We start from the raw sequence: 24,384 nt of genomic DNA on the forward strand, positions 1-24,384 counted from the left end.
CGGTGGTCGCGAGCGTGCTGCCGCGGGCGGTTGCGACCGGCGTGCGGGTCGGGCCGTGCGGCGCGCCGGCGCCGGTCGCACGGCCGCGCCGCGGGCGGCGGGAAGAAATCGGGAGAGAAGGGATCAAGTTCCGGGGCGCACCCGGCTCACAAAATTCCCCGCTGCGGCGCGAACCACCGGGCGGGCCGTGCGTCTATCCCTGTGAACACACCCCTCACGCCGAGTGCAGCCATGACCCGGTTCCCCAAACAGCCGACGCGACCCACGACGCCGCGGCCGCAACAGCGGCGCGGGTTCGGGTTCCGGCCGTTCAATCAACGCACCCCCACCGGGTGACGCGCGGGCACCATCGGGACCACCTCCCGGGGCCGGGCGTTACCGCAAGGGGCGCCCGGCCCCGGTCCGTTTCAACCGTCACAGATTCACACCCAGCGGTGTGGAGCCGAATGGTAAGGCGGCGCTCTGTTAAAGCGCACAGTGCAGGTTCGATTCCTGCCACCGCTGCTGGCGGGGCTTCGCCCCGAAATTCGAAGCACGAAGTACGAAGCACGAAAGAAGCACAGCGATTTGCCATTTTGGTTCGTGCTTCGTGCTTGAAGCGAAGCGCTTGCCGGGGATTCAGTGCTGGTACTGAAGCCACCCTCTGAAGGTGGAGGCCGCTGGTTCGATTCCAGCCCCGGCAACTGGTCGACGCGCTCCGGGATATTCGGTGCTGGTACCCGTTCCCCGCCTTTGAAGCGGGAGGCCGCTGGTTCGATTCCAGCTCCCGGAACCTGGGTCGGAAGTGCGGAACGCGGAACGCGGAACGCGGAATTCGGAATGAAAGCCAACGCGGCGTTCGTGACTCCGCACTCCGCACTCCGCACTCCGAATTTCACAAGCCCCGCACGCTTCAATGGCGAAGCCGCCGGCTTTTAACCGGCAGACGCAGGGTTCGATCCCCTGGCGGGGCACTGCCTCCATTGCGGAACGCGGAATGCGGAATGCCGAATGCGGAATGAAGAACGAAAACCCGGTGAAGCTAACTCGGTAGAAGCGCCGTGCTGAAAACGCGGAGGAACTGGTTCGACTCCAGTTGCCGGGACTGTCGGAGAGTGCGGAGTGCGGAACGTGGAGTGAAGAGAAGAGTCTTTGGCTTTCGATTCCGCGTTCCGAACTCCGCATTCCGAAATCAGAAGAAGCGTTCGTGAGGTCAACGGTAGCCTGCCTGGTTTCCACCCAGGACGCGCGGGTTCGAATCCCGCCGGACGCTCTGCCCGCGCCCAACAACGGGGGCGTACACACGTAGCTCAATAGTAGAGCACTCGCTTTCGGAGCGGGAAGTTGCCGGTGCGAATCCGGTCGTACTTTCACCCGCCCCCGGGACTCGCGCGAGCACCTTCGGGAAGCGGACCAGGTGGAGTGGTCGCGTGCGTCGGAAGCACGAGAACGCAGGTTCGACTCCTGTCTTCCCGACTGTCGGTTGATCGGACCGTGGCCGAACGGAGAGGCACCGCTCTTCTAAAGCGACACATGCGGGTTCGAATCCTGCCGGTCCGACTGTTTCAGGACGTGGGCCATTGGCCGGCCGCGAGTCTTGGGAACTCGTTCAAGCAGGTTCGATTCCTGCCGTCCTGACCTGACTCGCTCTCCGTCCGCCGGACGCGGCGCTGGGTTTCCGAAGCCCGGTTGACAGGTTCGACTCCTGTACGGAGAACTGAACACATAGACAGTACCGGACCCGAGCGGACAGCAGCGGTCAAAACCGCTTGTTCTCTTGGGTCCGGCTCATTTTTGTCCCGTTCGGTCCGGTCGCGTCCGCTCCTGTCTGCGTCGCCTTTTGCGTCGCCCCGCGCGCCGGAATGTGCGCCGCCCCTCGCCGCCCGCGCGAAGTCCTCGTCCGTCACCTGGAGGTAGTGCTTCGCGGCCACCGGGACGCTGTTCCCGATCCACGCCGTGACGACGTGCAGCGGGTGCGTCCGGGCCAACTCGGTCTCCCGGCTCGCGCGCAGGTTCTGGAACGGCTTCTCCCACGGCAGGAGCCCGGCCCGCACCACGATCTTGTTAAACGTCGTCCGCCAGTTCGCGCTCGTGTCCCGGGTCCGGGTGACGACGTGAACCGCCCCCACTTCGGCCCGGTCGAACGCCTCGTCGAGGTGCGGCCGCAGCTCGGGGAACATCGGCACCCACCGCGGCCCCGTCTTCGGCGACCGCACCAGGAACCGCTCCCGCTCCCAGTCCATGCCGTCCCATGTCAGGGCGAGGGGCTCCGACGGGGTCCGCAGCCCGCCGAACCGGGCGAGCGCGACGATCAGCCGCCACTCGCCGTCGGGGCAGGCGTCGAGCAACTCGGCCGCCTGGTCGGCGGTTACGAAGTGCATCCGCTCGGGGTTCGACATGCTGCCGCCCTTCTCGTCCCGGAACGGGTTCCGGTCGACGAGCCCGTCCCGCTCGGCGGCTTTGAAGAACTGCTTCGCGTACACCACGGCCCGGTTGGCGGTCGCCGGGGCGTAGTCGGCCCGCATCTGGGCGGCGAACCGCGAGGCGTCGCCCGCGGTGACCGACGCGACTGTGCGGTCGCCCCCGAGGAACCCGGTCAGGTAGCCGGCGGCGGTGAGCAGGTTCCGCCGCGTGTTTCCGCTCACGTCCGGGCGGCCCGCGACGTAGCTCGTGCAGAACTCGTTCAGCCCGGTGGGGCGGCCCGCGACCCGGTCCGGCACCAGCCCGACGGCCGCCAGCCTCGCGGCGAACTCGTCGCTCACCCCTCCGACCCACGCCGCAGTCTCGTGGTCCAGGGGCGTCCTCGAGGCGATCGCGGCCTGGATCGCCTCGATCCGGAGCTTGACCGACTCCGCGACCTTGCGGCTCACCTTCCCGAGGCGGACCGCCTTCCGCTTCCGGTCGGGGCCGACGAAGAGGACGCGGACGTTGCCCCGGGGGTCCTTGCTGATCGAAGCCATGGGCCTGACCTTCTCTGGGCGGCCGGGGCGGGTGCGGTTGGGGTCCGCACGCCGCCGGCCAAGGGGTTTGGAGTGTACCATGCCGGGCGGGCCGCGCGAGCGGCACCCGTCAGGGGCGGTCGCCTTTTGCGGGGAGCATGAGCCGGCCGAACTCGGGGGCGGTGAGCTGGCCGAGGTGCGGGCGGGCCCCCTCGTACATCGTGGCCCCGCCCGCGGCCGGGAGTTCGAGGAACGCGAACAGCACCTGCTCGGGCGGCATGAACACGTTCGACAGTTCCAGGGCCGACTTCAGGAAGTGGAACACGGCCCGCTTCGCCTGCACGCGGAGTTCGTCCTCGGTCGCCGCGGCGGCCAGCGTTTCCAGGGCGATGCGGTAGCACCGGCCGCCGAGCACGAACCGGACCCCGTACCCGGGCCGCCCGCCCGGGGTGGTGAACGACACGGTCGCCACGTCCCGGACGCCGTACTTGGCGAGGAGCTTCTGAACGGCCCCGTCCGCGTCCCTCGCCTCGCTCCCGGCGTACGGCGTCTTGTTCCACTCGGCTCGGGTCAGTCTCTTGGTCGCGTCACTCACCGTCGTGGCCTCCGCTGGGGTAAGTTCGGAACCCCTCGCCCGGGACCAGTTCCCGGAGCCGAGCGACCTCCCGTCGGTACGCGGCGACGTCGGCCCGGACCTTTGCGAGGTCCGCTCGAACCACCTCCGCCGCGAGAGCCCGGTCACTGAGGCCGGCGATCTCGTCGATCAGTGTGCGGGTGCCGACGGCGATCCAGTCGCCCGGGGCGGCCGCCCAGGCCGCGCTCCGGGTGAGCGCACCGAGGTGGTCGGGCCGGGGGGCGTCGACGGCTGCGGACCTTCTGGTGCCCATGTTCACTCCCAGGGTGCGCGGGCCGCGGAGAGGTCGGCCCGGTATCCCGCGTACTCCAACTCCAGGGCGGCGAGCTGCGCGCGGAGGGCCTCCAGTTCGGCCCGGTCGGCTTCGCCGCGGCGCACCTTCCCCGTCAACTCGGCGTGCAGGTCCAACAACAGGCGGAGATCAGCAGCGGCCGGTTCGTTCCCCCGGGCCGGGTCGGTCGCCCAGAGGGCCAGTCGGTTCACCGCTCCGGGATCGCCTGGGAGCGTCGGGGTCGTGCTCACGTTTGGCCCCCGCTTTGCGCCGCTGGTGCCGACGCCTGGGCACGCCTCTGCCTCAACTCCTCGACCAGTCCCCGCAGCCAGTCGCACTCGACCGCTCCGGCCGGGAGCGCCGTCGTCGCCTTGTGGCGGGCCGCGTCCTCTGCCGCGCGGATCTTGAACGCGCGGTCGGCGGCGGTTTCGTAGCGGCCGGGGGGTTCCGGCCCGATGGCCGCAATCGCGGCCATCACCTCGCGGACAATGGGCCGGCCCTTTGCCCGCGGGTTCGGCCGGCCGATGAGCCACCGCCCATCGGGGTCGCACGCAAACGCTTCGAGGACCTGTTGGAACGCCACCGCCTGCGCCGCGAGTTCATCGAGCCGCGAGGCGGCCGGGGTCGGTCGGGCGTGTGCCGGTCGCGTGGCGGAGTACGCCTTGCGGTCAAGGCCGACGACCTTCGGCGGGGGGCTGACGGCCGCCGGTCGGTGGTCCGCGGTTTCGGGTTCAGGCACTGCGGGCGCACCGCCCGGAGGTTTGATTCCCGCGGCCCCAGGTGAACCGCGCGGTTCACCTGGGGCCGCGGACGCGACCAGTTCAGGTGCCTGGTTCTGTCCGCTCGGCGGGCGGTTTCCGGCCGGTTCAGGTGAACCGCGCGGTTCACCTGAACCGAGGTGGTTCAAGTCCCGCATGACGGTCGATTGGGCGACACCGGTTGCCTTTGCGATCGCCCGGGTGCTCTTACCCTCGGCCCGGAGCGCCTCGATCCTTGCGCGACGGAACTCGGGGGTGAGGTGCCGCCGGTGGACGTTCAGGCTCGCGACCTCGGCCGGGATCTTCTCCTCGGCGAGTCGCACCGTTTCGTAGGCCGGCCGGACGCTCGAGATCCGGCAGGCCAGCTCGCGGTTTCGACCGTCGACGATGCGGCCGTCGGCGAGGCGCTTGATCTTCTTCTTGAGCCCGTGGGCCGCGATGTCGGCGGCCAGGTCCGACAGTTCCTCGTCGCCCATCCACGGGTAGCGGTCGGCCTCCGGGTGGGCGACGCTCACCGTGTAACTCGTCCCGAGGTGTTCCTTGGTCCGGGTCGCGACCTTCTCGCCGCTCGCGGGAGCCCTTGCTGTACCCTTCTTGGCGGTTCGCTTCATCGGTCAACTCGGAAGGCCTTGGTACGTGAACTCGCTGGCGATGTTGAGCCATCGACTCCGGTCGGTCGGGTCGCGGATGCGCTTGCCGGTTCGCACCCGCACGATCACGCCCTGTTCCTCCAACGCGGCGACCGCACGGTGGGCCGCGCACTGCGGGATGCCGAGGAGCTTCCCGAGGGAGACCGAGCCGAGAAAGAACACCGTCTTGACCTGCCCGTCGCAGAGGGTGTGGACAAGTTTGGCGACGGTCCGGATGCGGTCCCGGTTCTTCCCACCGAGGTGCGTCAGCCCGATCGGGTCCGGCAGGCTCGCGGCCCGCCGGAACGCGATCAACAACCCCGCGGCCGCCACCCGTTCGGGCGACCCGGTTTCCTGCATACCAGTAAAGCAACTAAGAGAAATACACCCTTGGAAGGGCGGCGAAGGGTTCGCGTTGTCGGTGGGCCGCGGGCGTCGCCGGCCCCACCGACGCAGCACGGCCCGGAGCCCGGCGGTTCCGTTCGCGGGGCGGTGGATCTGCCGCGGCGTCCCCGGGAGCCAGTGCCCGGTCAGCGGCGTGAGCGTGCGTCGCGGGCCGAACCGGCCCTTCACGAACAACAGCAGGCCGGAGGCCCCGACCCGCTCCGTGTACGACGACGACCTGGCAATGAGAGTCGCGGCCCGATTGCTGCCGATCCCCGACATGAACGGGACCGGAACGATCCCGACCTCGGCACCGAGCGCGACGCCGACGGCCTCACCCGCCAACGCTGCTTCGAGGGCCGCGGGCCACGAGCGGTGACGAGTCGGCTCGGAGGTGGTAACCCACCTGTCGAGCCTGCGGAGTTCTTCGGGCACGCCCGCCGGGTTGAAAGGCGGCGCGTGGGATTGGTTGCGGGACGTACCCCGCCGTGGTATGATCTGCATAGCAACCCGCCTCGACCGACACTCGGGGCAACGAACGGCCAGGAGCTCGCAACTCCTGGCCTTCGTCATTTCAAAACGTCACCTCGTGGCGGCGACCCGCGACTCCGCCCACTCCCGCAGTTGCTTCACAACGAACAGCACTCGCCTGTTCACCTTGATGCGGCCGAGGGGCTCGCCGGCGTCGGCTAAACGGCTGAGCGTCTTGGCGCTCAGTCCGGTGAGCCGTGCCGCTTCTGCCTGGTCCACGCTGATGGCATCAACCGGGGTGCCGGTCGGCTGAACGGACAGCTCAGGAAGCATGGGCGACTCCTCTCGCCACCTCGAACTTCCGGTACGCTGCCACGATCCGCCGCACCTCGGCGTCGCTGTAGGCTTTCGCCGCCCCGATGCGTGTTCCGAGTGCCTTCAGGTCCGGGTCGGTGCGGGCGATCTTCCTGAGCAAATCGACGTCGAGGGGCGGGCTCTCTCCGCGGGCGATGACGGGCAGTGTTTTCATGTCGTACCGAGCCTCCAAAGCCGCCGCTCCCGGTGGGCCACAGTGGTCCCGGAGCGATCGGTTGATCTACCAGCACTGTAATTTGCTAGTGGACACGCATCCAAAAAGGACGGCGAACATCGTTACGCCGGAGAACCGATTTGATCTTTCACCACGACAACTCGTGGCCGGAAGTCACCGACCGCGCGAGCGTTGGGGCGGCACCCCGAAAGCGTTCCGCCGGGCGGGACAGCGGGAAGAAAAAATACTCGGCCCCTACCCGCGAACGTCCATCAACGGTGCGGATCGAAGCGATGAGTTGCCGAGCTGAAGGGAGTGACGTGAGCAGTGTCAGTCTGCGGCGCGCGAGTCGGCGGTGTTGACGGGAAACGACTTGTGATCGCGGGAGGAGCGGAACGGACCGAACGGCGCGCACCCTTCACCGCGAACCCTGAGGCAACGGGACGGGCAGAGCGGGAATTCCCGCCTTCGCTCGGACCCACGACAACGCTCGACGCCCCGGGGAGCGCTCCCCGGGGCGTCGAGCGTTGGTGCCGGCCCATCACTCCGACGGGTACCGGTGGGGGCGGCGAAACATCTTCTCCACCGCCTCCGCAATGAGCTGCCGCTCGCCCGGCATCGCGGTGAACCAGATCCCGACCCGGGACGCCTGCGGCGACCGGGCGGCCCGCCGGCTGTACGTCACCGGGCACCCGCCGCACCGCCGCTGAAGCACCCGGCAGAGGGCGAGGGCGTCCGGCTGCTGTGCGATCAGTTCCAGGGTGAGGACGGGGTAGCCCGCGACCTCCGTGCTCCCCGGGCGTACGGTGCGGGCGATCTTCGCCGTGGTGGCGAGTTGAACGACGGTCACGAGCGCTTCGGAGATTTCCTCGTTGCTCCACTTCCCGGCGGCCCACAGGCGACGGTACTGGAACCCCACAAGGAGTTCGGCCGGGACCGCACGCTGGTGCCAGTAGGCGTTGAACCCCTTCGGCACGCCGGCGGCGACGGGCGTGGCCGGGTGCATCTCGTCGAGCCAGTCGGCAAGCGCGAGCCGAGCCGTGTCGTCCTCGGGGGCGAGGCGGACCGCTTCGAGGAACGACGACATCTCGCTCACCGGACAACCTCGGCATGATCGCGGAGAGATGAGGCGAGCGCAACTCGGCACCGTTGCTGCCGCCCCACTATCGTCCAAAGTCACTCGGGAAAGATGCTGACCATCCCGTCTTCGGACTTCACCAGAGCTACCACGTCCTGCTCGCGACGGTTGTAGACGTACCGGACAGCGGAGTTGTATCTCGCGCCGCGATCCGGCGAGCACCGCAGCGAGGCGAGCCCGTCCAGGATGACCCCAATCGCGTGGCACACGCCCTCGGTGTCCACGAGGACGGAGCCGTCGATCGAGGTCACACGGGGCAGCAACTCGGTCGTCATCGGGACGGGAACGATCCGGGTGCACTGCGCCGCAAGGCGAGCAGCCTCCTCTGCCGCGGCCCGACAAATGACGAGCATGCAGCCGTGTCCCTGTGATGCCGCACCCGCGGCGAGAGCGGCAAGGTTGTCGGCGGCGGCGGGATCGAGGCTCGGGAACACGCGGCGGGTTGTTGCGCGAAACCGCTCGTGCGGGAACCCCGGCAGCTTCACGCTCGGCACGCCGTAGCGAACGTGCATCATCGCGTGGGAGCCGTGGAAGAGCCCCCAGGAGAACTGCCGCTCGAAGCGGACCGTGAAGGCGTCCTCGTCTGCCAGGGGGTAATCGTCCCTGATCCCCCCAAGGCCGTAGACCTGTCGCCCGTCACAAAGGGCTGAGATCTCGCGGGATGTCATCTGAAGCAGCTTGCGCACGGCTCCGGGTGAGGACAGTGGGACGGGTGCTACGAACGAAGCGTCCACCCGTATGTGGGGGTGCTCGGGGCGCGCGAAGACGATGGTGCCCCGGCCCTCCTCCCCCTCGTATTTGAGGGTCGAGAGGTTGTTGAGGTCGTCGTACAAGCCCTGCGACGCGAGGCTGTGCCCCGTTCCGATTGCCGCGGTGGCGGCCAGCGACCTGCCGGCCCGGGTGAACACGTAATCGTGGTCCGCAACCGCGGTGAGGGCCGAAATGGGAGCGTTGGACGAGAAGAGTTGCACCGCGTCGAGCAGGTACTGCCAAACCACCGCGTCAACGAGCGACCGCTCGCGGCGGTACTCCCGGCGGCCGAAAGCCCCGGTGTAGCTGTCCTTCGAGAGCGGGTGGTACTGCGAGTACACCTCCTGTTGAACCTGGACAACGAAGACCCCGTTATTGTCCTGATAATCAAAGGGCCAACTCGCGATCGTGGCGAACCCCGTGCTCTCCGCGGCGTTGTTCGCTGCCTCGGTGACGGCCCTCACGAGGGCACGCGACCTGATTCTTCGGACCTTGGTGTCGAGGAGTTGCTGGTGACTCGGAGTCCAACCCGCTTCTGGGTCGGGGGCCAGATAAGACGCGGATTCCGGGTCGTTGGCAATGAGATCCTTCACGCGATCTTGAACCCCGCGAAAGGACTCGGGGTGCAGGGCATCGTGCTCCGAGCAGACGCCGATGCGTTGTTCTGTCGCCCCGTCCCTCGGGACACAAATGGCGGAGACTCGCGGCACGAACCGGTCGTCGAGTCGCTTCAGAAGCACGTCGAGGTCTGCCCGCACGATGCTCAAGAAGGACATCTCGAACCTCCGTAATGATCGCCCAGGGAGCCAGGTGGGAGCCTGGACCCCATCACCGGCCCCACGGGCTTGCGACCGCCATGCGCCCGTGCTCGAACTCGCCTGCCCTCACTTGCCTCGTCACTTCTTTCCCCTCTTCGGGGCCGGCTTCTTCGGCTTCACGTTCGCGCGAGTGGGAGCGCTCGCGGCGGCATCGGGGAACGGTGCGGGGGGCGGCGGGGCCGGGGGCGGCAACGGGGCCGGCTTCGGCGGCGGCGGGTAGGCCATGTGCCGGCGGAGCGCGTCAATCACCACTTCCTTGAGCGACTCGCTCCGCGATTGGGCGAACCCTTTCGCTTCCTCCACAAGTTCGACGGGCAGTTCAAGAAGCACCTGCTTCGTTCCCTTCACGGGACTCTTCGGCATCAGGATCTCCAGTTCGGGCGGCCGATCCGCCACCAGTTGAGCACACATCACAATATCCACCTAGGGGACTCCCCTAGCAATTCCCAAATTGCATTTGACACCCCTAGGGGTTATCCCTATATTCATTGCAACCAGCCCGCCCGACACCACCTGACCGCGAGGGTCGCCCGTGCCCGCCACCTTCACCGAACTCCTGCCCCCGACCAAAAGTGCCCCGCGGTCGGGGCTCCGGTGGACGCCGACCGGCCCGGGGTGCGGGCTCCTCGTGATCGAGAGGCCGCGGGCGGTGGCGACCTACGCGGTCGCCGAGTTCCAGACGCCGTGGGAGGGCCGGGCCTTCCACCTCGTCTGCCTGGGCGGCCAGTCGGACGCGGGCGCCGAGAGCTACGACGTGTTCGCGGCCCGCAACGGCCAGGACCACCGGTGCGACTGCAAGGGGTTCAGCTACGGCCGGGGCAAGCCCTGCAAGCACGTCCTGGCGGCCCTCGCCCTGCTGGCGAACGAGTGGGTCTGACCCGCCGGCCGACCCGGGCCGGTTACCCCGACCGGCCCATCACCTTGGAGGACGATTCGATGTTCGACGTGTTCGGCTGGTTGCGGCGGAAGGCCCACGACGCGGTCATCGGCGGGATCGCCGACGCGGTGCAGGAGGTCGCCCCGGGGGACGCCGCGCCGGCGGACCTGGACGGCCTGCGGGCGCTCCTGGCGAGGGCCGACGTGAGGGCCCTCGCCGCCGCGGCGAGCGAACCGGCCGCGGCCCCGGAGCCCGAGCCGGCGGCGAAGCGGAAGGCGAAGTGACCCGCCCGTGAACGAGTTGGCCCGGGGCGTCTTGCACACGCCCCGGGCCGGTCGCCCCCACCCCTTGGAGATGAAGGCATGACCCAGTCTACGCCCCGCCGCCGCGGCCGGCCCCGGAAATCCCGCACCTGCCCCGACTGCGGCTCCCGGCTGATCGGCCGCCGCGACCCGGTGTGCCCGGCCTGCACGCGGTACGAACTCGGGCCGCTCGCCCGCCCGATCCCCTACGCCCTGGCCGACCGCCGGCCGGAACGGGAAGGGGGTGCCCGGTGACCGCCCACGAGGCCCTGCCCCGCGTCGAGCGGCTGATCCGGTGGCACGCCCGCCGCCGGGTCGGCCCCGGCCGGGACGCCGACGCCGACGACCTGGCCCAGGACGCCACCGTCCGCCTGCTGGAGAGCTTCCCGAAGTTCAACGGCAACCCCGGGCTCCTGCCCCAGTTCACGAGCTGGATGTGCTACCGGGCCAGCGAGGCCCGCACCACTCGGCACGCCCGGGACGCGCAGGTGGCCGCCCACCTCCGCGACCTCGCGGCCCGGGACGCCGCTCGCCCGGGCTGCGCCGCCGACGGCCCCGACTCGGAGGACGCGGCCGCGGAGGCCGCCCGGCTCCGGGCCGCGGTCGAGCGGCTCCCCGCCCAGCAGCGGGCCGCCGTGGTCCGCGTGTTCGGCCTCGACGGCCGCGGGCCCGCGACGCGGAAGGGCGTCGCCGCCGAGCTGGGGGTGACGCACCAGGCGGTCAGCGACCGGGTCAAGCGGGCCGTCGCCGCGCTCCGCGCTATGCTGACTGAGGGACGCCCGTCCACGTCGCCCGCGACGCCCCCGGCCACCGCCCGGCCGCGACCCCACCCGGAGTTCGACATGCCCAACCCGCTCTCCCGCCCCAAGGGCCGCCGCGAAATGGTCCCGCTCGACCGGCTCACCTTCGACCCGGCGTTCCAGGTCCGGGGCGAGCCGTTCAACGAGGCCCACGTGTGCCGGCTGGTCGAGGTGCTCGACGACGACGGCGAGTTCGACCCGCTCGACGTCGTCGAGGTGGCCCCGCCCGGGGGCAAGGGGCTGTCCCGGCTCTACGTGATCGACGGGTTCAACCGCGGCGAGGCGCACCGCCGCCGGGGGACGGGGTCGGTCGCGTGTCTGGTGCTCCCCGGCACCCGGGCCGACGCCGAATTGTGGGCGCTCGCCAGCAACAGCAAGCAGCCCCTGGCCCGGACCCCCGAGGACTGCCGCCGGGCGTTCGACCGGCTGGTCGGCAACCCGGCCCTTTTGGAGCGGGTGATCGAGGGGAGCCGCGGGACCGGCGGCACGGAGCGGGGGATCGCAAGGGCGTGCGGCCTGTCCCACGGCATCGTCGGCAAGTACCTGCACGAGAGCGGCCTCCGGTCGGACCGGCGGACCGGCCGCCTCGTCGCGGCCGCACCGGACGCGGCACCGACCGGCCGCCAGCCGTCGGCGAACCGAACGACCGCGGCACCGGCCCGGGAGGTGGAGGTCGAGGTGCGGGCCGCGGGCGACCCGGTGGAGGCAGCGGTCGAGGCCTCACTGGCCAACGCGAAGGCCCTGGTCCGGGCGCTGGGCCGCGAGGTCGAGGTGCTGTTGCGGTCGCGGGTCGGGGACCAGCTCCGGGCCGCGCTTCGGTCCCACGGCCTTCCGCTGGCGGTGGCGGAGCGGGAGGAGCTGGCCCCGATCGGCACCACCGCCCCGCCGAAGACGCGGCGGACCGAGACGTGGCCGGTCGTCGGGGACCTGGTCGCGGCCCTCGGCGAGGTGCAGGCGAGCGTCTACGCCCGGCAGGCCGGGTGAGGTGAAACGACAGCGGCCCCGCGGGGAGCGACCGAACCCGCGGGGCCGTCACCCGCACCGCGGCGGGTTGAACCAATCATATCTCAGACGCAGCGGGCACGAGGCACACGCCGCCCGCCAGTGCCGCAGAGGTCACCCCCGCACCAAGGCAATGATGGCCGCAACGGCGAGGAGCGGCACCCCCGCCACGAGGAGCTTCCGCTTGGTGCCGTCCCAGTGCCCCCGGTCGAACGCGACCCGGTACAGGGGCTCGCCATCGATCGCTACACCCGACAGGCGGACGGTCCGGCCGACCTCGTACCCGTCCCGGTACCCGCCCGTGATCTGGTACACGTGGGCCGGGCCGAGTTGGCCGGCGGTGTCGTTCGCCAACTCCCGGAGCCGGTGGAGGAGCGCGTCGGGGGACGCCCCGGCGGCCCACAACTTGAGCACCTCGGCGACGGCCTGGTCCGGAGAGATCGGCGGCACGTTCGACACGACCCCTCCAAACCGGGATTGGGCCGGAGCCCGGCCCCAATACCACGCCGCTACTTCTTCGGGTCCGCTTCCAGGACGCGGACGAGGTCGATGTACACCGACTCCTTGCCCTCGGGCAGGAAGTTGATCCCCTCCAGCACCTTCGGGGCGCCCCGGAACCCGAACGCGGTGTCGCCCGCCGCCCCGTCCACGCTCATGGCCCACGTCTGCTTCGCCACGTCGACGGTGAGCCGCACCGTGTGCCACGTGTCCGGCTTGCACGCGGCCACCTTGGTCCACGAGCCCCCGCCGCGGCCGTCACCGTTGAGAGCTCGGAACTCCCCGTTGGCCGCGCTCCACATCGGTCCCGTATTGTCCGGGTCGCTCTGCCACACGTAGCACCGCATCCCGCCGTCCTTCGGGAACCGGACCCGGGTCTCGACCACGAACGCCCCCTTCTGCCCCGCGGTCCAGGAGCGGCCGAAGTTGGCGGTGCCCGCAATGTGCAGCGCCCCGTCGCCCTCGGCGACCGGCTCCGTCACGTACGTCGCCTTGGAGTTCGCGGCCCAGGGCCCCTTCCAGCCCGGCTCGCCGGCCCCGCCCCGGACGTTCGACTGGCCGAGCGGGTAAGGGGACCCCGGGGCCGGGTCGCTGCCCGCGCCCCGGGCGTCGTTGAACGCGGCGACCGCGATCACCCCCGGCTCGAGCTTGGTGGTCATGGCCGGTGTGGTGGGGGCGGGCGTCGTGACGGCCGGCGTCTTGGGGACCGGTGCCGGAACCGCGGGCGTCGTGGGCGTGGCGGGTGTCGCCGGCGTCTTGGCCGCGGGGGCCTTCGGCGCGGCGGGCAGCGTGCCGTACACCTTCTCAAGTGCCGCGCGGTCGTCCGCACTCAACTCGATGGGTAGGAAGTGCAGCCCCTCCCGCGGGTTCGCCGGGTTGTCCCCGTTCCACAGAACCACCTTGGTGCCCTTCGCCCCGAAGGCGACCAGGAGCCCCCGGGCGTCGGCCCCAGGCGCGACGGTGAACTCCTTGCCGGTGACCAGTGACCGCGGGTTGAAGAACTGCACGGACCGGCCCTCCCGGTTCGCGACACCCAGGTTCAGCACCGGGTGGAACGCCAGGTTCGTCCCGGGCGGGCTGTCGCCGACCCGCGACTCCAGCTTCTCGGCGCTAAAGGCTGCGGACGCGCCGCCCCCGGCCCCGCCCTCGACCGGGGGCCGCCACCCGCCCCCGCTCGTCACCAGCACCTTCTTCCCGTCCGGCGTCACGGCGATGGAGTAGGCGTTTACGGCCGCGTTCCGCTGGGATGACACCAGTTTTAGCCCTTTCGCGTCGACCGCGTACTTGAGGACGAACGCCCGCGCGCCCCACCGGTCCGCGAACACCCGGACTCGCCCGTCGGGCAGGTCCTGGACGAAGATCTCGGCCCGGTCCAGCGGCGGCTGGACCCCGGTGAACAGGGCCGCCCCGTCCACCGGGTCGACCGCGAGGAAGTACCCGACCGCCTTCGTCTTCGTCGCCCTCCCCGAGCCCGGGTCGACGGCGAACACCTGGAGCGTGTCGGTGGAGGCGAACACCGGCCCCTTGGCCGGGTGGCAGGCCAGGCGGGCCACCGCGTCCCCGCCCAACTCGACCTCGCGCTGCTGCTTGCCCGTCTTGAAGTCGAGGGCGTACACGAGCGACCCGCCCTTGGCCGCGACGTACAGGGTGTCCCCCTGGAGGGCCATCGCCGCGGGCTTGAAGTCGACCGCGACCCGCTTGACCTCGCGCTCGGCGACCGTGTCGAAGTACACCAGTTCGCCCTTCTCGGGCTGGGACACGACGAGCGTCACCCCGTCGGGCGACAGGGCGAAACCGCCGGGGGCGGGCAGGGGCAGCATGGTCCCCGTGATCGGGTCCGCGGCGGCCGCGGGGACCGCGAGGAGGAGGGCCGCGACAAGGGAGCGGTACATCGGGGGACCTCGTGGCTGCGACCGGGGGCGCTCGGCCGGCCGCACGGGGGCGGGGTCGGCCGCACGGGGGCGGGGTGGGGCTCGCCGGGACCGGTTCTCAGTTGCCGATTGTCCGGGAAGCGACCCGGTGCGTCAATCGCCTTGCGGTCCGGATGAGACCGGGATGGGCGGCCGTCGAGCCGCCCCGGCGTCACGCCTGAACCGCCTGAAATTCGCGCCGGACGCGTTTCGTTTCAACAGCCAGGCGGGCTACGGCAGGTCCCAGATGTACGCCATGTGGCTATCGTCGCTCACCAGGACGACCCGCCGCCCATCGAGCGAGGCGGCGACGTAGATGCTGACGAAACTCTCGACGCCCGGCGGGATCGCCAGCTTGTGGACCGCCTCCCCGGTCCGGAGGTCGGCGACCACGACGACCATGGCCGACGCCACCTGGCCCCCGGTGACCTTGACCTCCGCTTCCGTGTACAGTACCCGCCCCCCGGCCAGGGGCGTCAGGCCCGTCCGCAGCTTCGCGCCGGCCCACTCCGCCTGCCTCTTCTCGCCCAGGTCCCAGAGTGCCTCCCGCCCCGACGGGCCGGTCACGATCATCGCCCTCCCGTCCTCCGCCACCTGGACCGGGTCGCGGGCCAACTTCGGCCGACCCAAGGGGACGGTCTCCAGGGGCTTGCCCGTCTTCGCGTCCCACACCCGGAGGACGGCCTCGCCGGCGTCGCCGTGGACGGCCGCCACCCGGGTGCCCTGGAGGTACACCCGCGACAGGCCCAGGACCGGGGCCGGGGTCTCGACCTCGAGAGGCCTCGACCCGTCGGCCGGCCACGGGAGGAACGCGAGCTTCGTCTTGGACGCCGTCACCAGAAGCCGGCCGTCGGGTGCGAACGAGAAGCGGCCCTCGGTGCTGCTGATCTGGGCGGCCTCGGTGGCCGCGCCGGTAGCGAGCTCGTGGACGACGACCTTGGAGCCGTCCGCGTACGCCGTCGCCTTCCCGCCACTCGCGATCGCGCCCGGCCCGTCCAGTTTGATCGGCACGCCGGTCCGCTTGCCCGTGGAGAGGTCGAAGAACACCGAAAGGTGCTCGAGCTCCGCGCCCCCCGCCGGCCTCGCCCTCCCGGCCAGCCCGAGCGTCCCCCCGTCGGGGGACAGGCTAATCGCCAGGACGTCTTGGACGTCGAGCGGGACGGTCCTGGTCGGCCTCAGCGGCCCGCCGGTGTTGGCCGGCTGAGGTGTCTTCGCGGGGGGCACGGGGGCGGGTCGATCGACCCGGGGTGCGGCGTTCTGGGCCGGCGGGGCCCCGGCGTCGGTCGCGGCGGGCGGGGCCTGGGAGCAGCCCGAGGCCACGACCAGGCTGGTCAGCCAGTTCGCCGTGCGTGTCGCGCGTCGCATCGAGAGTCCTCCCGTCGGTGGTGGGTTCGCGACGTTAAGCCGTCGCGAACCCCTGGCGGTGCGAGGGTATTCGCGATTCCCCTGACGTGCAACTACCTTTTGAGGCGGGGGCGCGGTCATCCGCGGCCCTCGCCCCGTCCGACAGCGGAACTCGGCACCCGCGATTGGGTTGTTGACGGGGCCGCGGTCGCGCGGGACCATTGCCGGCGTCCATTTCAGGCCCGACCCCGGAGAACTACCGTGCGAACACTCGCTCTCGCGAGCCTCATCCTCGTGACCTCTGGGTTCCTCGCCGCACAGAAGGAGCCGACCGACGCGGAACGGCTCCAGGGGGAGTGGGAGGTGATCACGCTCGAGCAGGAGGGGAACGACCTCGCCGACTTCGTGAAGAAGAAGACGCCGGCGTTCGCCTTCGAGGGCACCGCGTACACGTTCAAACTGGAGGGGCTGAGGGCGGAGGCCGGGGAGTTCAAGCTCGACCCGAAGGCCAAGGTGCCCGCGGTGGACTGCAAGATTACCGCCGGCGAGCACAAGGGGAAGACGCAGCTCGGGATCTACCGGCTCGACGGCGACGCGCTGACGATCTGCTTTGCCGAGGAGGGGGCGGAGAAGCGGCCCACCGCGTTCAAGACGGTGGATGACGGCCCCGAGTACGTTATGTTCACCCTGAAGCGAAAGAAGAAGTGATCCGCTCGCAACACCGGGTGGGAGCTCACCCTGGCTGCGGCGGGTGCGACAGGGATGGCGTCGCCGGGGCGAGCAACAACTCCAGCTTCCTCAGCAGGTCGGTGGGGACTTGGGCCAGCGAGGGCCCGGGGCCGGGGATCGGTTCGGGGAACGCCCCCTGCCCCGAGTACAGGCCCAGCAGCCGGCACCGGTCCTGCTCCACCTCGAACGCCAGGTCCACGTCGCCGTTCCTGAGGGCGAGACGGAACAGCTCCTCGCGGCGGACGAGCGACTCCCCCAGGGCCAGCCGCCCCGCCTCGGTCCCCCGCTGCCGCTCGGCCTCCTCCGCCCAGATCCGCCGCACCTCGGCCAGGTCGTGCCACGCCGAGCTGAGCGCGATCCCGTACCGGGCCGCGGCCGCCCGCGCGACTTCAGTGGGCCCGTGCCCGTCGGCCAGTGCCCGGGCCATCTCCCCGAGGCACCGCCGCCGGGTGTCCTTGGTGCGGGTTCGCCTCCGCCGCGTGCGGGGCGTGCGTGCAGCGGCCATCGAAATCGCTCCGGTCCAGAGTTCAGGGCGGACAGGGAGGTCTGCCACTCAAGTCTACACCTCAGTAACCGCCGATTAGGATGGCAGTTTGGCAACACCGGTCCGTTCCTGTCGCGTCTGCCGCAACGACGACGAATGAACCGCTGCGGAACCTGGAACCGAAGTTCGAAAAGAGGAAGAAGTGAGTTCCGACACCGAGCGGATGGGTCAACTCCGGGCGATCGCCGGGTGGCTGGCGGCCTTCGGCGAGCCGACGCGGTTAGCAATGGTCCTCGAGCTGGCGGGCGGCGAGCGATCCGTCGGCGAACTGGCCGCTGTGGGCGGGACCAGCATCGCGAACACCTCCCACCACCTGGCCCGGCTCCGGCGGGCCGGCGTGGTGGCCGTCACCCCCGCAGGCCGGCTCCGCCGCTACCGGCTACTCGGGGCCACCGTCACCCCGGGGGCGGTCGAACTGGCCCACGCGTCCGGAGCCCGCGTCACGCTCGACCGCGCCGCACTGTTCGCCACCACAGCGAGGGGGAAGAGGAAGTGAACCCATCAGCGGACGAAGCCGGGTTCCTGGCGGCGATCTGCGCCGCACCCGACGACGACACGCCCCGCCTCGTCTATGCCGACTGGCTCCAGGAGCGCGGCGACGAGGCCCGCGCCGAGTTCATCCGCGTGCAGTGCGAGCTGGCGCGGGCGGGCGGGTGCCACTGGCCGGGGGAACCGACGGTCGGGTCGGCCCCGTGGAACCCGGCGCGGGAGGGACTCCGGCGGCGCGAGTACACGCTGCTCGACCGCCGGCGGGAGTTGCGCGGGCCGGCGTGGGGCGAGCTCGCCACGGAGTGGCCCCGGCGCGCCAGGGCCGACGGCCCGGAGTCCGCCGAGCGGCGGCCCCGGGCGACGCTCCGCCGCGGGTTCATCGACGAGGTGTGGGTCGAGGCCCCGGACTGGGTCCGCTACGCCGGGCCGGTGGCCGCGGCGCACCCGGTCCGGGTCGTACAGCTCGTCGGGGTGCAGGCGTTCGGGCTCGAAGACGGCATGGGGTGTTACTGGCAGCGAGAGGACGCGGAGGAGAGCCCGTACGGGTTTGATACCAGCATCCTCCCCGCCCCGCTGTTCGACCTGCTCGAGGGGTGGCGACCCGGCGAGCACTCCGCCTACATCCGCTAGTTCGACACCTTGGAGTCGGCCCGCGACGCGCTCGGGCGGTCGGCCCTCGAGTACGCTCGCCGCGAGGCCGCCAGGGTCCGCGCTGCCACCTGACCGTTTCACCGGCCGTACGGCCTGACCAAACGCACGGGGTTGAGCGATGGCGGAGGCGAGCGATGAACCGCAACCGATGGCGTGCTACCGGGTGGCTCACGTGTCCAGGCACGCCGGGTATAACGTAAGATGCCCATCTGACCTGCGCGCGATTGGGGCATCGTGCGACAATGCCCGAGGCCCTAAGCCCGGACGAACGGTAGGACTGTACCGATTCGCCGATGCTCTTCTCATCCGGCCGTTGCTCCCACCCCGTAAACCGTGTGCATCGGGTCGTTCGCCCTGTTATCTTCACGAGTGAGAGGACGCCACGCCGCACCGATCCGGCATTACGGTCGGTCGTCGCGAGCGCGATCCTACCCAACCATGGCCCGCTCAGACCTCATCAAGCGATTGTTCCGCAGTTTCCGGCTGGGTGATCAGCCCGGCTTCGTCGCCGCCGCGCACGAGATGATCGATGAGGAACGGAAGAAGCACCACACGGTGCTTGCGGACGAACTGGCACACATCCTTGACGCCCGCAACGAGCGGAACGGGACGTCCCACCACCGGTTCGACGCCCTCCCCAAGGACAAGGAGCGGGGCACCGACCTCGTCGAGGTCTTCTCCCCACGGCATCGGCTCGACGACCTGGTCCTCGCCCCCCCGCAGGTCGAGGCCCTGCGCACGGTTTGCCGGGAGGTTCAAGGGTGGGATGTTTTGGAGGCCAACGGGCTCCGGCCGGCCAGCCGATTACTCTTCTGCGGCCCGCCGGGCTGCGGAAAGTCCGTCACCGCCGAGGCCGTCGCCGCCGCACTCGCCCGCCCTCTGCTCTACGTCCGCTTCGATTCTGTTGTCTCCAGTTTGCTCGGCGAGACCGCGGCCAACCTGCGCAAGGTGTTCGACTTCGCGTCGCGGGGGACGTGGGTCGTGCTGTTCGATGAGTTCGATGCGATCGGTCGCTCCCGGGACGACGCGACCGAGCACGGCGAACTGAAGCGGGTGGTAAACGCCTTCCTCCAAATGCTCGACCGCTTCGAGGGGCGATCCGTCATCATCGCGGCCACGAACTTCGAGGAGTCGCTCGACCCGGCGTTGTGGCGGCGGTTCGACGAGGTCATGCGATTCCAGCGGCCGACGGCCGACCAAGTCGAGTCGCTCGTCCGCCGGCGGTGTGCCGCGTGGCTCGGCCCGAAGGCGGGCGTCGCGGGGATCGTCCGCGAGTTGGTGGGCAGCAGTCACGCCGAGGTCGAGCGGGTGTGCTACGACGCCGCCAAGCGGGCCGCGCTCGCCGGCCGGCCGGTGCTGGCGGCCGAGGATTGGTCGTACGCCCTCGGCCGCCACGGGGTGCGGCGGCAAACTATGGACGCCCGGCCGGCCGACCGCCCGCCGGAAGTGGACCGCGAATAACATGGCCCGCGACAACCTCGACCACATCCGCCTCGCCCGACTCGAGGTCGCCCCCCAGTTCAAACCCGGCCAGCCCGGACGATCGGGGCTGCGCCTCCGCCCGGATCCGTTGGGGCACACTAATCGACTTCTCGATGAGGCGGCGGCCACCGTCAATGTGACCACCCTCAACCGCCCACCTGGCGTGTCTCCGGACCGGCTCTTCGTCCTCAGGATGCGGTTCCTTGAGGACGCGCAGCGAGACTTGTTAACCCGGTTCGGCGTTGTCGTGAACGAGCGAGAGGATCGCCGACCCATCGATCCGGCTTACTACGAGTTGCTTGTCGAGTTCGAAGAGGACTGGCATCGAGTCGCCTTCACTAACCAGTGGTGCCAGGGGAAGTGGGGTGTCCACGCAATCGACCTTGCGCGGGCTTCGGACGGAAACCCAGACGAGCGGCGTTACCTCCTGCGGTTCCTAGACCTCCCCTCCGCCAAGGCGTTTGAGGCCAAGGGGAGCGCGGGGTGCCACGTGCCGCACAAGATCATCGTGAAACACAAGAAGGTGTCGTACGCCGTCACGAGTGTCGTCAGCGTACAGTTCCTTGACACGGCCGCCCTCGACAGGTTCTTGGGTGAACTCCGCGACCGTCGAAATGGTTCCCACGATCAGGGAACTCTGACCGCGATCCAACGGGCCACATTGTTCGACGCCCTTGACCGCATCGAACGCCCCGGACCGGAGGAGCGGCAAGGGGAGCGCCTTCGAACCACCGGGGCACCGAGTGCGGCCGTGTTCCCCGTCGACGTGGACCTCTGGCACCCCGGGTCGAGTCAACTCGTTAGGGAGGCTATCGAACAGTTCCGGAACCTCGTCGCGGTTGCCGGAGGAACAATCGTTGGCCCCGTCCGCCCCGTGATGCAGACGCTCCTCATCGCTCGCGTTGTGGGTGGGGCACGTACCCTCGATGCCCTCCTCAATTACGACCGTGTGGCGCGCGTCGATCTCCCGCCCGTGTTGGCCCCGTTCCGATTCGCGTCGGCTGACACGCGGCCGGCGCGTGTCGATCCGCACGCGATCCCGACCGATGGGCCGCTCGCGTGTGTCGTCGATTCGGGGGTCGTAGCCGGCCACCCACTCCTTCGAGACCTGGTTGTAGACGAGGAGGACTTTCGATCCGGGGAGGAGGGTCCAGCGGACCAGGTCGGCCACGGGACGCACGTCGCGGGCATCGTCGTTTACGGCGACATCGCGTCCCTCCTGCAGAGCGACCGCCCGTGGGAGCCGAAGGTGCGCGTGGTGAGCGCAAAGGTCCTCCGGCGCGTCGCGGGCGGCTTCGACGGGGAAGACGTCCGGCCCGGGTTTTCTGCTGGGGAGCGCGCCGAGAGCCAGATCGAAGACGCCGTCCGGCGGTTCGCCCTGGACCCCGACCGCAAGTGCCGGGTGTTCAACCTCTCGATCGGCAATGCCGCCCTCTGCCTCGGGAGGGGGCACCAGCTCCCCTGGGCACTGCTCCTCGACGAACTCGCAAGAGAGTTGGACATCGTGGTCGTTGTCTCGGCCGGCAACGTGGGGTGCCCGAACGTCCCCACTGTGCCGGGCCGGGACGAATTCCGGGCGGCCGTCCGGGAGCAGCTCTTCTCCGACGAGCACGCCCTGATCGACCCGGCGAGTGCGATGACGGCGCTCACAGTTGGGGCGGTCAGTCGCCGTGGCTCGTTCACTACCCCGGACACCGAATGGGGCGACATGGTCGCCTCGCCGGCCGACTGCCCGGCACCCATTACGCGGACCGGCACACTGGCCCCTAACGGGGCCGGCCCCGCCCGCGCGGTGAAACCGGAGCTCGTCTGGTTCGGTGGCAACCTGTCGCTGATGTCGAACGGCGCGTGGCACGACAAGCACCCCGAGCTCGGGGAGCCGTCGCTGAACCACGATTTCACGTCCCGCTGGTTGACCACAGCGAACGGCACGAGCGTGGCCGCCCCGTTTGTCACGCACGTCTGCTCGCTGGTCGAGGAACGGATGCGACGCCTCCTCAATGCTTCTCCCTCGGCCAACCTGATCCGGGCACTCGCGGTCAACTCGGCCCGGGTGCCCAAGGCGGCCGAGGAGTGGCTCGGGGGTGATCTCACGGAGGCGCAGGCTAACCGGCGTCGGCTCAGGGCGGTGGGGTACGGCATGCCGGACCCGTACCGGGCCTGTTACTCCGACAACCACCGCGCGGTCATGTTCGCCGAGGACCGCGTCGCGGAGCGACACTTCCACCTCTACCACTTCACCATTCCGCCCGCCTTCGTGAGCGGGCGGGGGGTCCGGCTGATCCGGGCAACGGTGGCACACGACCCGCCGGTTCGTGGGACGCGTTTGGAATACCTGAGTAGGTCGCTGACGATCCAGCTGTACCGTGGTGTGAGCACCGAGCAGATCCGGCGAGCGCTGTCGGAGGCCGGCGGGGACGCGAGCGCGGTCAAGTTGCCGGAGCGGGCGTCGCGGTTCGAGTCGCAGCTGTACGAGTGGTCAACGGTCCAGTCCGTGGAGTGTTGCAGCAATGCGCGGACGAGTTTCGAGTGCTTCGACGATCACGAGGCCGCCCGCGGCACCTGGCACGTCCTCGTCGGCTGCAAACCGCGCTTCGGAACGGAATACAGCACGAGTCCGCAGCGGTACGCACTCGTGCTCTCGATCGAGCACTCCGACGAGAAGGTGGAGGTCTACCTGCCGCTCCGATTGCAGGTCGAGGAGCGGGCGCGCGTCCGCCCGCGAACGTGAGACCAATCTGGTGGGCGAGATCGTGTGCCGGCGCGTGCAGTGTCGATTCGTCGGTCGCGACCAGTCATTTGACGACGCGGTGTGCGGAGGATCCGAATCACACCCATGACCGACGCACTCGCACTCTGGGTCGCGTGCCTCGCCGACCCGGTCGACGACACGGACCGGCGGCGCCCCGCGGTGCGGGCCAGCGGGGTGCCGGCTCACTGCGACGCCACCGACGGGCTCTTGCCGAGGTCGATTGTGAGCGGGGCGGGCGCGTCGGTGACCGTTATTTCGAGCGAGGTGGCGTCCGTCCCGAGTTCGTCCGGGAGGAGCGACTTTCCCCCCGCGGTGACGTGCTTCACCCGAATCTTGTACTTCCCCGGCGGGATGCCGCTGCCGGTCGGCCCGGTCACCTCGAACGCCCCCGTCGCCGGGTCCGGGGCCTCCGCCAGGTACACCGCCCCCGGCTTGCCGCCGGGCTGGACGGCCACGAACGACAGGCCGAACTCCCCGCCCAGCTCCTTCGCCCGGTAGGGCTCCCCGTCCTTGAGTACCACGCCCCTGAGGACCGGGCCGGAGGTGCCCCGGTTGCCGCACCCCGCGACGAACGGGACCAGGAGGAGGCCGGACACGGCGGACAGGACGAGGAGGCGGCGCGGCAGGGACACGGGCATGGGATCGGCTCCGATCGGGGGAGGGGCGGCCGGGTTCGGGTCAGTCGATGGTGACGGTGCCCCCGTCGGCCGGCGCGATCATGCTGGCGGTCGTGGCGTTCGAGTACGACACCGACCGCACCGACCCGTCGGCGAACCCGATCAGCGCCCCGCCGGGGAAGGGCGAGCCGAACGTGCTCAGGTCCGGGTACCCGGTGCCGTCCTTGTCCTGGACCAGCCCCGCGTTGCGGCCCCGGGCGGTGCTCCCGTACCCGCCCATGAGGATGCTCCCGTCGTACCCGGTGTACCCGGTCGTGGCCTCGTAGTCGCCCCGCCGGAGTGCCTTCTGGCCGACCAGGATCGTGTTCGAGGTGCCGTCGGCGATCCGCTCCAGCCGTACCTTGGCGTCGGCGAGCAGGTGGCCGATGCCCGACGGGTCGTTGATGGCGACGTTCAGGGCGTAGTCGGTCCGCGGGCCGACGCTCGCGGTGCCGGCCCCGGTCGTTCCGGACCGCGAACGGGCCGGGCAGATGAACACTTGAATCGGCTGCACGAGCGGGGTGGCCTGCGTGGTCGCGGTGTAGAACGCGGTCTGCTCCAGTTGGGGCAGGACGGAGTACGCCCAGCACCCCGCGTTGTTGGTCGCGTCGGCGTAGGTCCGCAGGCCGTTGTACGGCAGCCGCCCGACCGAGTCGTGGTACGAGTGGCACCCGAGGGCGAGCTGCTTGAGGTTGTTCGTCCCCTTCATCCGGGCGGCCGCCTCCCGCACCTTCTGCACGGCCGGCAGGAGCAGGCCGATGAGGATGGCGATGATCGCGATGACGACGAGCAACTCGATCAGCGTGAACGCGGCGGCTCGGCGCGGCCGGGGGAGAGGCTGGCCCATCGTGGTCACTCCTGGGTTACCGGGCGCGAGGAGCAGGAATCGGACCGGTTCGAGCTGAGGGTGGGTTGCGTCCCGCTCCGCCGACCTGTTGTCCGGTGCCCGTCGGTTCTCACACAACTTTCTCGGCCGGCCCGCGAGATTTCGCCAACCGGGCGGTGGCCCCGGTTGCGTCTCAGCCGGGAGCCGGGTAGAACGGCGTTC

At 70.2% G+C, this 24,384-nt stretch carries 27 protein-coding genes and 9 tRNA genes; 20 read left to right on the plus strand and 16 right to left on the minus strand.

What is annotated here, in order from left to right; genetic code table 11:
• The first annotated feature begins 430 nt into the window (after window positions 1-430).
• The 11 genes from ACTIGN_RS16975 to ACTIGN_RS17025 all read left to right on the plus strand — a co-directional run bounded on the left by ACTIGN_RS16975 (window position 431) and on the right by ACTIGN_RS17025 (window position 2,493).
• Window positions 431-504 (plus strand) — tRNA-Asn (locus ACTIGN_RS16975).
• Window positions 505-608: 104 nt separating this feature from the next.
• Window positions 609-683 (plus strand) — tRNA-Gln (locus ACTIGN_RS16980).
• A gap of 13 nt (window positions 684-696) precedes the next feature.
• Window positions 697-772, plus strand: a tRNA-Gln gene (locus tag ACTIGN_RS16985).
• A 108-nt stretch (window positions 773-880) separates the two neighbouring features.
• Window positions 881-953 (plus strand) — tRNA-Lys (locus tag ACTIGN_RS16990).
• A 58-nt stretch (window positions 954-1,011) separates the two neighbouring features.
• Window positions 1,012-1,084 (plus strand) — tRNA-Phe (locus ACTIGN_RS16995).
• A gap of 96 nt (window positions 1,085-1,180) precedes the next feature.
• Window positions 1,181-1,252, plus strand: a tRNA-Gly gene (locus tag ACTIGN_RS17000).
• A 129-nt stretch (window positions 1,253-1,381) separates the two neighbouring features.
• A tRNA-Pro gene (locus tag ACTIGN_RS17005) sits at window positions 1,382-1,455 on the plus strand.
• Between the two features lie 12 nt (window positions 1,456-1,467).
• Window positions 1,468-1,539 (plus strand) — tRNA-Arg (locus ACTIGN_RS17010).
• A 6-nt stretch (window positions 1,540-1,545) separates the two neighbouring features.
• Window positions 1,546-1,617: transfer RNA gene (locus ACTIGN_RS17015), tRNA-Pro, on the plus strand.
• A 318-nt stretch (window positions 1,618-1,935) separates the two neighbouring features.
• Window positions 1,936-2,097, plus strand: coding sequence for a hypothetical protein (locus tag ACTIGN_RS17020; protein WP_439625934.1), 162 nt, complete (start codon window positions 1,936-1,938; stop codon window positions 2,095-2,097).
• 123 nt (window positions 2,098-2,220) lie between these two features.
• Window positions 2,221-2,493, plus strand: a complete 273-nt coding sequence (locus ACTIGN_RS17025) for a hypothetical protein (RefSeq protein WP_439625936.1) — start codon at window positions 2,221-2,223, stop codon at window positions 2,491-2,493.
• Window positions 2,494-3,048: 555 nt separating this feature from the next.
• On the opposite strand, the gene ACTIGN_RS17030 is transcribed toward ACTIGN_RS17025, so the two are convergent.
• From ACTIGN_RS17030 to ACTIGN_RS17075, 10 genes are all read right to left on the minus strand, one after another.
• Entirely contained in the window at window positions 3,049-3,513 is a 465-nt protein-coding gene (locus ACTIGN_RS17030; protein WP_439625938.1) for a hypothetical protein, read from the minus strand.
• Complete coding sequence (locus tag ACTIGN_RS17035) at window positions 3,506-3,805, minus strand: hypothetical protein (RefSeq protein ID WP_439625940.1); 300 nt, start codon at window positions 3,803-3,805, stop codon at window positions 3,506-3,508. Before ACTIGN_RS17035 ends, ACTIGN_RS17030 begins: the two co-directional genes overlap by 8 nt.
• A gap of 2 nt (window positions 3,806-3,807) precedes the next feature.
• Window positions 3,808-4,074 carry a hypothetical protein gene (locus ACTIGN_RS17040; protein WP_439625942.1) on the minus strand — a complete coding sequence of 89 codons (267 nt, stop codon included), beginning with the start codon at window positions 4,072-4,074 and terminating at the stop codon, window positions 3,808-3,810.
• Window positions 4,071-5,192 (minus strand): helix-turn-helix domain-containing protein, encoded by a 1,122-nt coding sequence (locus ACTIGN_RS17045; RefSeq protein WP_439625944.1) that lies wholly within the window; start codon window positions 5,190-5,192, stop codon window positions 4,071-4,073. The genes ACTIGN_RS17040 and ACTIGN_RS17045 overlap by 4 nt, the downstream gene beginning before the upstream one ends.
• A gap of 3 nt (window positions 5,193-5,195) precedes the next feature.
• The gene (locus ACTIGN_RS17050; protein ID WP_439625946.1) at window positions 5,196-5,939 is read right to left on the minus strand and encodes a hypothetical protein; all 744 of its coding nucleotides are present in this window, start codon (window positions 5,937-5,939) and stop codon (window positions 5,196-5,198) included.
• Window positions 5,940-6,176: 237 nt separating this feature from the next.
• Complete coding sequence (locus ACTIGN_RS17055) at window positions 6,177-6,398, minus strand: helix-turn-helix domain-containing protein (protein ID WP_439625948.1); 222 nt, start codon at window positions 6,396-6,398, stop codon at window positions 6,177-6,179.
• A complete protein-coding gene (locus ACTIGN_RS17060; RefSeq protein ID WP_439625950.1) occupies window positions 6,388-6,594 on the minus strand; it encodes a hypothetical protein in 207 nt (68 codons plus the stop codon). Before ACTIGN_RS17060 ends, ACTIGN_RS17055 begins: the two co-directional genes overlap by 11 nt.
• 541 nt (window positions 6,595-7,135) lie before the next feature.
• Window positions 7,136-7,681 carry a TIGR02996 domain-containing protein gene (locus ACTIGN_RS17065; RefSeq protein WP_439626063.1) on the minus strand — a complete coding sequence of 182 codons (546 nt, stop codon included), beginning with the start codon at window positions 7,679-7,681 and terminating at the stop codon, window positions 7,136-7,138.
• Between the two features lie 89 nt (window positions 7,682-7,770).
• On the minus strand, window positions 7,771-9,258 hold the full coding sequence (locus ACTIGN_RS17070) for a hypothetical protein (RefSeq protein ID WP_439625952.1): 1,488 nt from the start codon (window positions 9,256-9,258) through the stop codon (window positions 7,771-7,773).
• Window positions 9,259-9,378: 120 nt separating this feature from the next.
• Complete coding sequence (locus ACTIGN_RS17075; RefSeq protein WP_439625954.1) at window positions 9,379-9,663, minus strand: hypothetical protein; 285 nt, start codon at window positions 9,661-9,663, stop codon at window positions 9,379-9,381.
• Between the two features lie 169 nt (window positions 9,664-9,832).
• Between ACTIGN_RS17075 and ACTIGN_RS17080 the strand changes: the two genes are divergently transcribed.
• From ACTIGN_RS17080 to ACTIGN_RS17095, 4 genes are all read left to right on the plus strand, one after another.
• Entirely contained in the window at window positions 9,833-10,177 is a 345-nt protein-coding gene (locus ACTIGN_RS17080) for an SWIM zinc finger family protein (RefSeq protein WP_439625956.1), read from the plus strand.
• 59 nt (window positions 10,178-10,236) lie between these two features.
• Window positions 10,237-10,461 (plus strand): hypothetical protein, encoded by a 225-nt coding sequence (locus ACTIGN_RS17085; protein WP_439625958.1) that lies wholly within the window; start codon window positions 10,237-10,239, stop codon window positions 10,459-10,461.
• Window positions 10,462-10,539: 78 nt separating this feature from the next.
• Window positions 10,540-10,734 (plus strand): hypothetical protein, encoded by a 195-nt coding sequence (locus tag ACTIGN_RS17090; protein ID WP_439625960.1) that lies wholly within the window; start codon window positions 10,540-10,542, stop codon window positions 10,732-10,734.
• Entirely contained in the window at window positions 10,731-12,263 is a 1,533-nt protein-coding gene (locus tag ACTIGN_RS17095) for a sigma-70 family RNA polymerase sigma factor (RefSeq protein WP_439625962.1), read from the plus strand. The genes ACTIGN_RS17090 and ACTIGN_RS17095 overlap by 4 nt, the downstream gene beginning before the upstream one ends.
• 132 nt (window positions 12,264-12,395) lie before the next feature.
• On the opposite strand, the gene ACTIGN_RS17100 is transcribed toward ACTIGN_RS17095, so the two are convergent.
• From ACTIGN_RS17100 to ACTIGN_RS17110, 3 genes are all read right to left on the minus strand, one after another.
• Entirely contained in the window at window positions 12,396-12,740 is a 345-nt protein-coding gene (locus ACTIGN_RS17100; protein WP_439625964.1) for a hypothetical protein, read from the minus strand.
• A 50-nt stretch (window positions 12,741-12,790) separates the two neighbouring features.
• Window positions 12,791-14,671, minus strand: a complete 1,881-nt coding sequence (locus ACTIGN_RS17105; RefSeq protein ID WP_439625966.1) for a YncE family protein — start codon at window positions 14,669-14,671, stop codon at window positions 12,791-12,793.
• Window positions 14,672-14,920: 249 nt separating this feature from the next.
• Window positions 14,921-16,054, minus strand: a complete 1,134-nt coding sequence (locus tag ACTIGN_RS17110) for a WD40 repeat domain-containing protein (protein ID WP_439625968.1) — start codon at window positions 16,052-16,054, stop codon at window positions 14,921-14,923.
• A 240-nt stretch (window positions 16,055-16,294) separates the two neighbouring features.
• On the opposite strand from ACTIGN_RS17110, the gene ACTIGN_RS17115 reads away from it, so the two are divergent.
• The gene (locus tag ACTIGN_RS17115) at window positions 16,295-16,741 is read left to right on the plus strand and encodes a TIGR03067 domain-containing protein (RefSeq protein ID WP_439625970.1); all 447 of its coding nucleotides are present in this window, start codon (window positions 16,295-16,297) and stop codon (window positions 16,739-16,741) included.
• Between the two features lie 25 nt (window positions 16,742-16,766).
• Here ACTIGN_RS17115 and ACTIGN_RS17120 read toward each other — a convergent pair whose 3' ends face one another.
• Window positions 16,767-17,267 carry a hypothetical protein gene (locus tag ACTIGN_RS17120; RefSeq protein WP_439625972.1) on the minus strand — a complete coding sequence of 167 codons (501 nt, stop codon included), beginning with the start codon at window positions 17,265-17,267 and terminating at the stop codon, window positions 16,767-16,769.
• Between the two features lie 181 nt (window positions 17,268-17,448).
• Here ACTIGN_RS17120 and ACTIGN_RS17125 point away from each other — a divergent pair, with 181 nt between their 5' ends.
• The 4 genes from ACTIGN_RS17125 to ACTIGN_RS17140 all read left to right on the plus strand — a co-directional run bounded on the left by ACTIGN_RS17125 (window position 17,449) and on the right by ACTIGN_RS17140 (window position 22,659).
• Complete coding sequence (locus ACTIGN_RS17125; RefSeq protein ID WP_439625974.1) at window positions 17,449-17,802, plus strand: ArsR/SmtB family transcription factor; 354 nt, start codon at window positions 17,449-17,451, stop codon at window positions 17,800-17,802.
• Window positions 17,799-18,425 (plus strand): TIGR02996 domain-containing protein, encoded by a 627-nt coding sequence (locus tag ACTIGN_RS17130; RefSeq protein ID WP_439625976.1) that lies wholly within the window; start codon window positions 17,799-17,801, stop codon window positions 18,423-18,425. Before ACTIGN_RS17125 ends, ACTIGN_RS17130 begins: the two co-directional genes overlap by 4 nt.
• A 459-nt stretch (window positions 18,426-18,884) precedes the next feature.
• The gene (locus tag ACTIGN_RS17135) at window positions 18,885-19,907 is read left to right on the plus strand and encodes an AAA family ATPase (protein ID WP_439625978.1); all 1,023 of its coding nucleotides are present in this window, start codon (window positions 18,885-18,887) and stop codon (window positions 19,905-19,907) included.
• A 1-nt stretch (window position 19,908) separates the two neighbouring features.
• Window positions 19,909-22,659, plus strand: a complete 2,751-nt coding sequence (locus tag ACTIGN_RS17140; protein ID WP_439625980.1) for a S8 family peptidase — start codon at window positions 19,909-19,911, stop codon at window positions 22,657-22,659.
• A gap of 203 nt (window positions 22,660-22,862) precedes the next feature.
• On the opposite strand, the gene ACTIGN_RS17145 is transcribed toward ACTIGN_RS17140, so the two are convergent.
• Both ACTIGN_RS17145 and ACTIGN_RS17150 read right to left on the minus strand, forming a co-directional pair.
• Window positions 22,863-23,318, minus strand: a complete 456-nt coding sequence (locus tag ACTIGN_RS17145) for a hypothetical protein (RefSeq protein ID WP_439625982.1) — start codon at window positions 23,316-23,318, stop codon at window positions 22,863-22,865.
• 40 nt (window positions 23,319-23,358) lie between these two features.
• Window positions 23,359-24,183 (minus strand): DUF1559 family PulG-like putative transporter, encoded by an 825-nt coding sequence (locus tag ACTIGN_RS17150; RefSeq protein WP_439625983.1) that lies wholly within the window; start codon window positions 24,181-24,183, stop codon window positions 23,359-23,361.
• Window positions 24,184-24,384: the final 201 nt, after the last annotated feature.

The organism is Gemmata sp. (genome assembly GCF_051859125.1).
Lineage (GTDB): Bacteria > Planctomycetota > Planctomycetia > Gemmatales > Gemmataceae > Gemmata.

Excerpts from the sequence above, each read along its gene's own strand:
- ACTIGN_RS17135 (WP_439625978.1), top strand. The coding sequence starts at position 18,885 with ATGGCCCGCTCAGACCTCATCAAGCGATTGTTCCGCAGTTTCCGGCTG.
- ACTIGN_RS17025 (WP_439625936.1), top strand. The coding sequence starts at position 2,221 with ATGCCGTCCCATGTCAGGGCGAGGGGCTCCGACGGGGTCCGCAGCCCG.
- ACTIGN_RS17145 (WP_439625982.1), bottom strand. The coding sequence starts at position 23,318 with ATGCCCGTGTCCCTGCCGCGCCGCCTCCTCGTCCTGTCCGCCGTGTCC.
- ACTIGN_RS17120 (WP_439625972.1), bottom strand. The coding sequence starts at position 17,267 with ATGGCCGCTGCACGCACGCCCCGCACGCGGCGGAGGCGAACCCGCACC.
- ACTIGN_RS17110 (WP_439625968.1), bottom strand. The coding sequence starts at position 16,054 with ATGCGACGCGCGACACGCACGGCGAACTGGCTGACCAGCCTGGTCGTG.
- ACTIGN_RS17055 (WP_439625948.1), bottom strand. The coding sequence starts at position 6,398 with ATGCTTCCTGAGCTGTCCGTTCAGCCGACCGGCACCCCGGTTGATGCC.
- ACTIGN_RS17065 (WP_439626063.1), bottom strand. The coding sequence starts at position 7,681 with ATGTCGTCGTTCCTCGAAGCGGTCCGCCTCGCCCCCGAGGACGACACG.
- ACTIGN_RS17105 (WP_439625966.1), bottom strand. The coding sequence starts at position 14,671 with ATGTACCGCTCCCTTGTCGCGGCCCTCCTCCTCGCGGTCCCCGCGGCC.
- ACTIGN_RS17070 (WP_439625952.1), bottom strand. The coding sequence starts at position 9,258 with ATGTCCTTCTTGAGCATCGTGCGGGCAGACCTCGACGTGCTTCTGAAG.
- ACTIGN_RS17060 (WP_439625950.1), bottom strand. The coding sequence starts at position 6,594 with ATGAAAACACTGCCCGTCATCGCCCGCGGAGAGAGCCCGCCCCTCGAC.
- ACTIGN_RS17150 (WP_439625983.1), bottom strand. The coding sequence starts at position 24,183 with ATGGGCCAGCCTCTCCCCCGGCCGCGCCGAGCCGCCGCGTTCACGCTG.
- ACTIGN_RS17075 (WP_439625954.1), bottom strand. The coding sequence starts at position 9,663 with ATGCCGAAGAGTCCCGTGAAGGGAACGAAGCAGGTGCTTCTTGAACTG.
- ACTIGN_RS17035 (WP_439625940.1), bottom strand. The coding sequence starts at position 3,805 with ATGGGCACCAGAAGGTCCGCAGCCGTCGACGCCCCCCGGCCCGACCAC.
- ACTIGN_RS17140 (WP_439625980.1), top strand. The coding sequence starts at position 19,909 with ATGGCCCGCGACAACCTCGACCACATCCGCCTCGCCCGACTCGAGGTC.
- ACTIGN_RS17085 (WP_439625958.1), top strand. The coding sequence starts at position 10,237 with ATGTTCGACGTGTTCGGCTGGTTGCGGCGGAAGGCCCACGACGCGGTC.
- ACTIGN_RS17045 (WP_439625944.1), bottom strand. The coding sequence starts at position 5,192 with ATGAAGCGAACCGCCAAGAAGGGTACAGCAAGGGCTCCCGCGAGCGGC.
- ACTIGN_RS17090 (WP_439625960.1), top strand. The coding sequence starts at position 10,540 with ATGACCCAGTCTACGCCCCGCCGCCGCGGCCGGCCCCGGAAATCCCGC.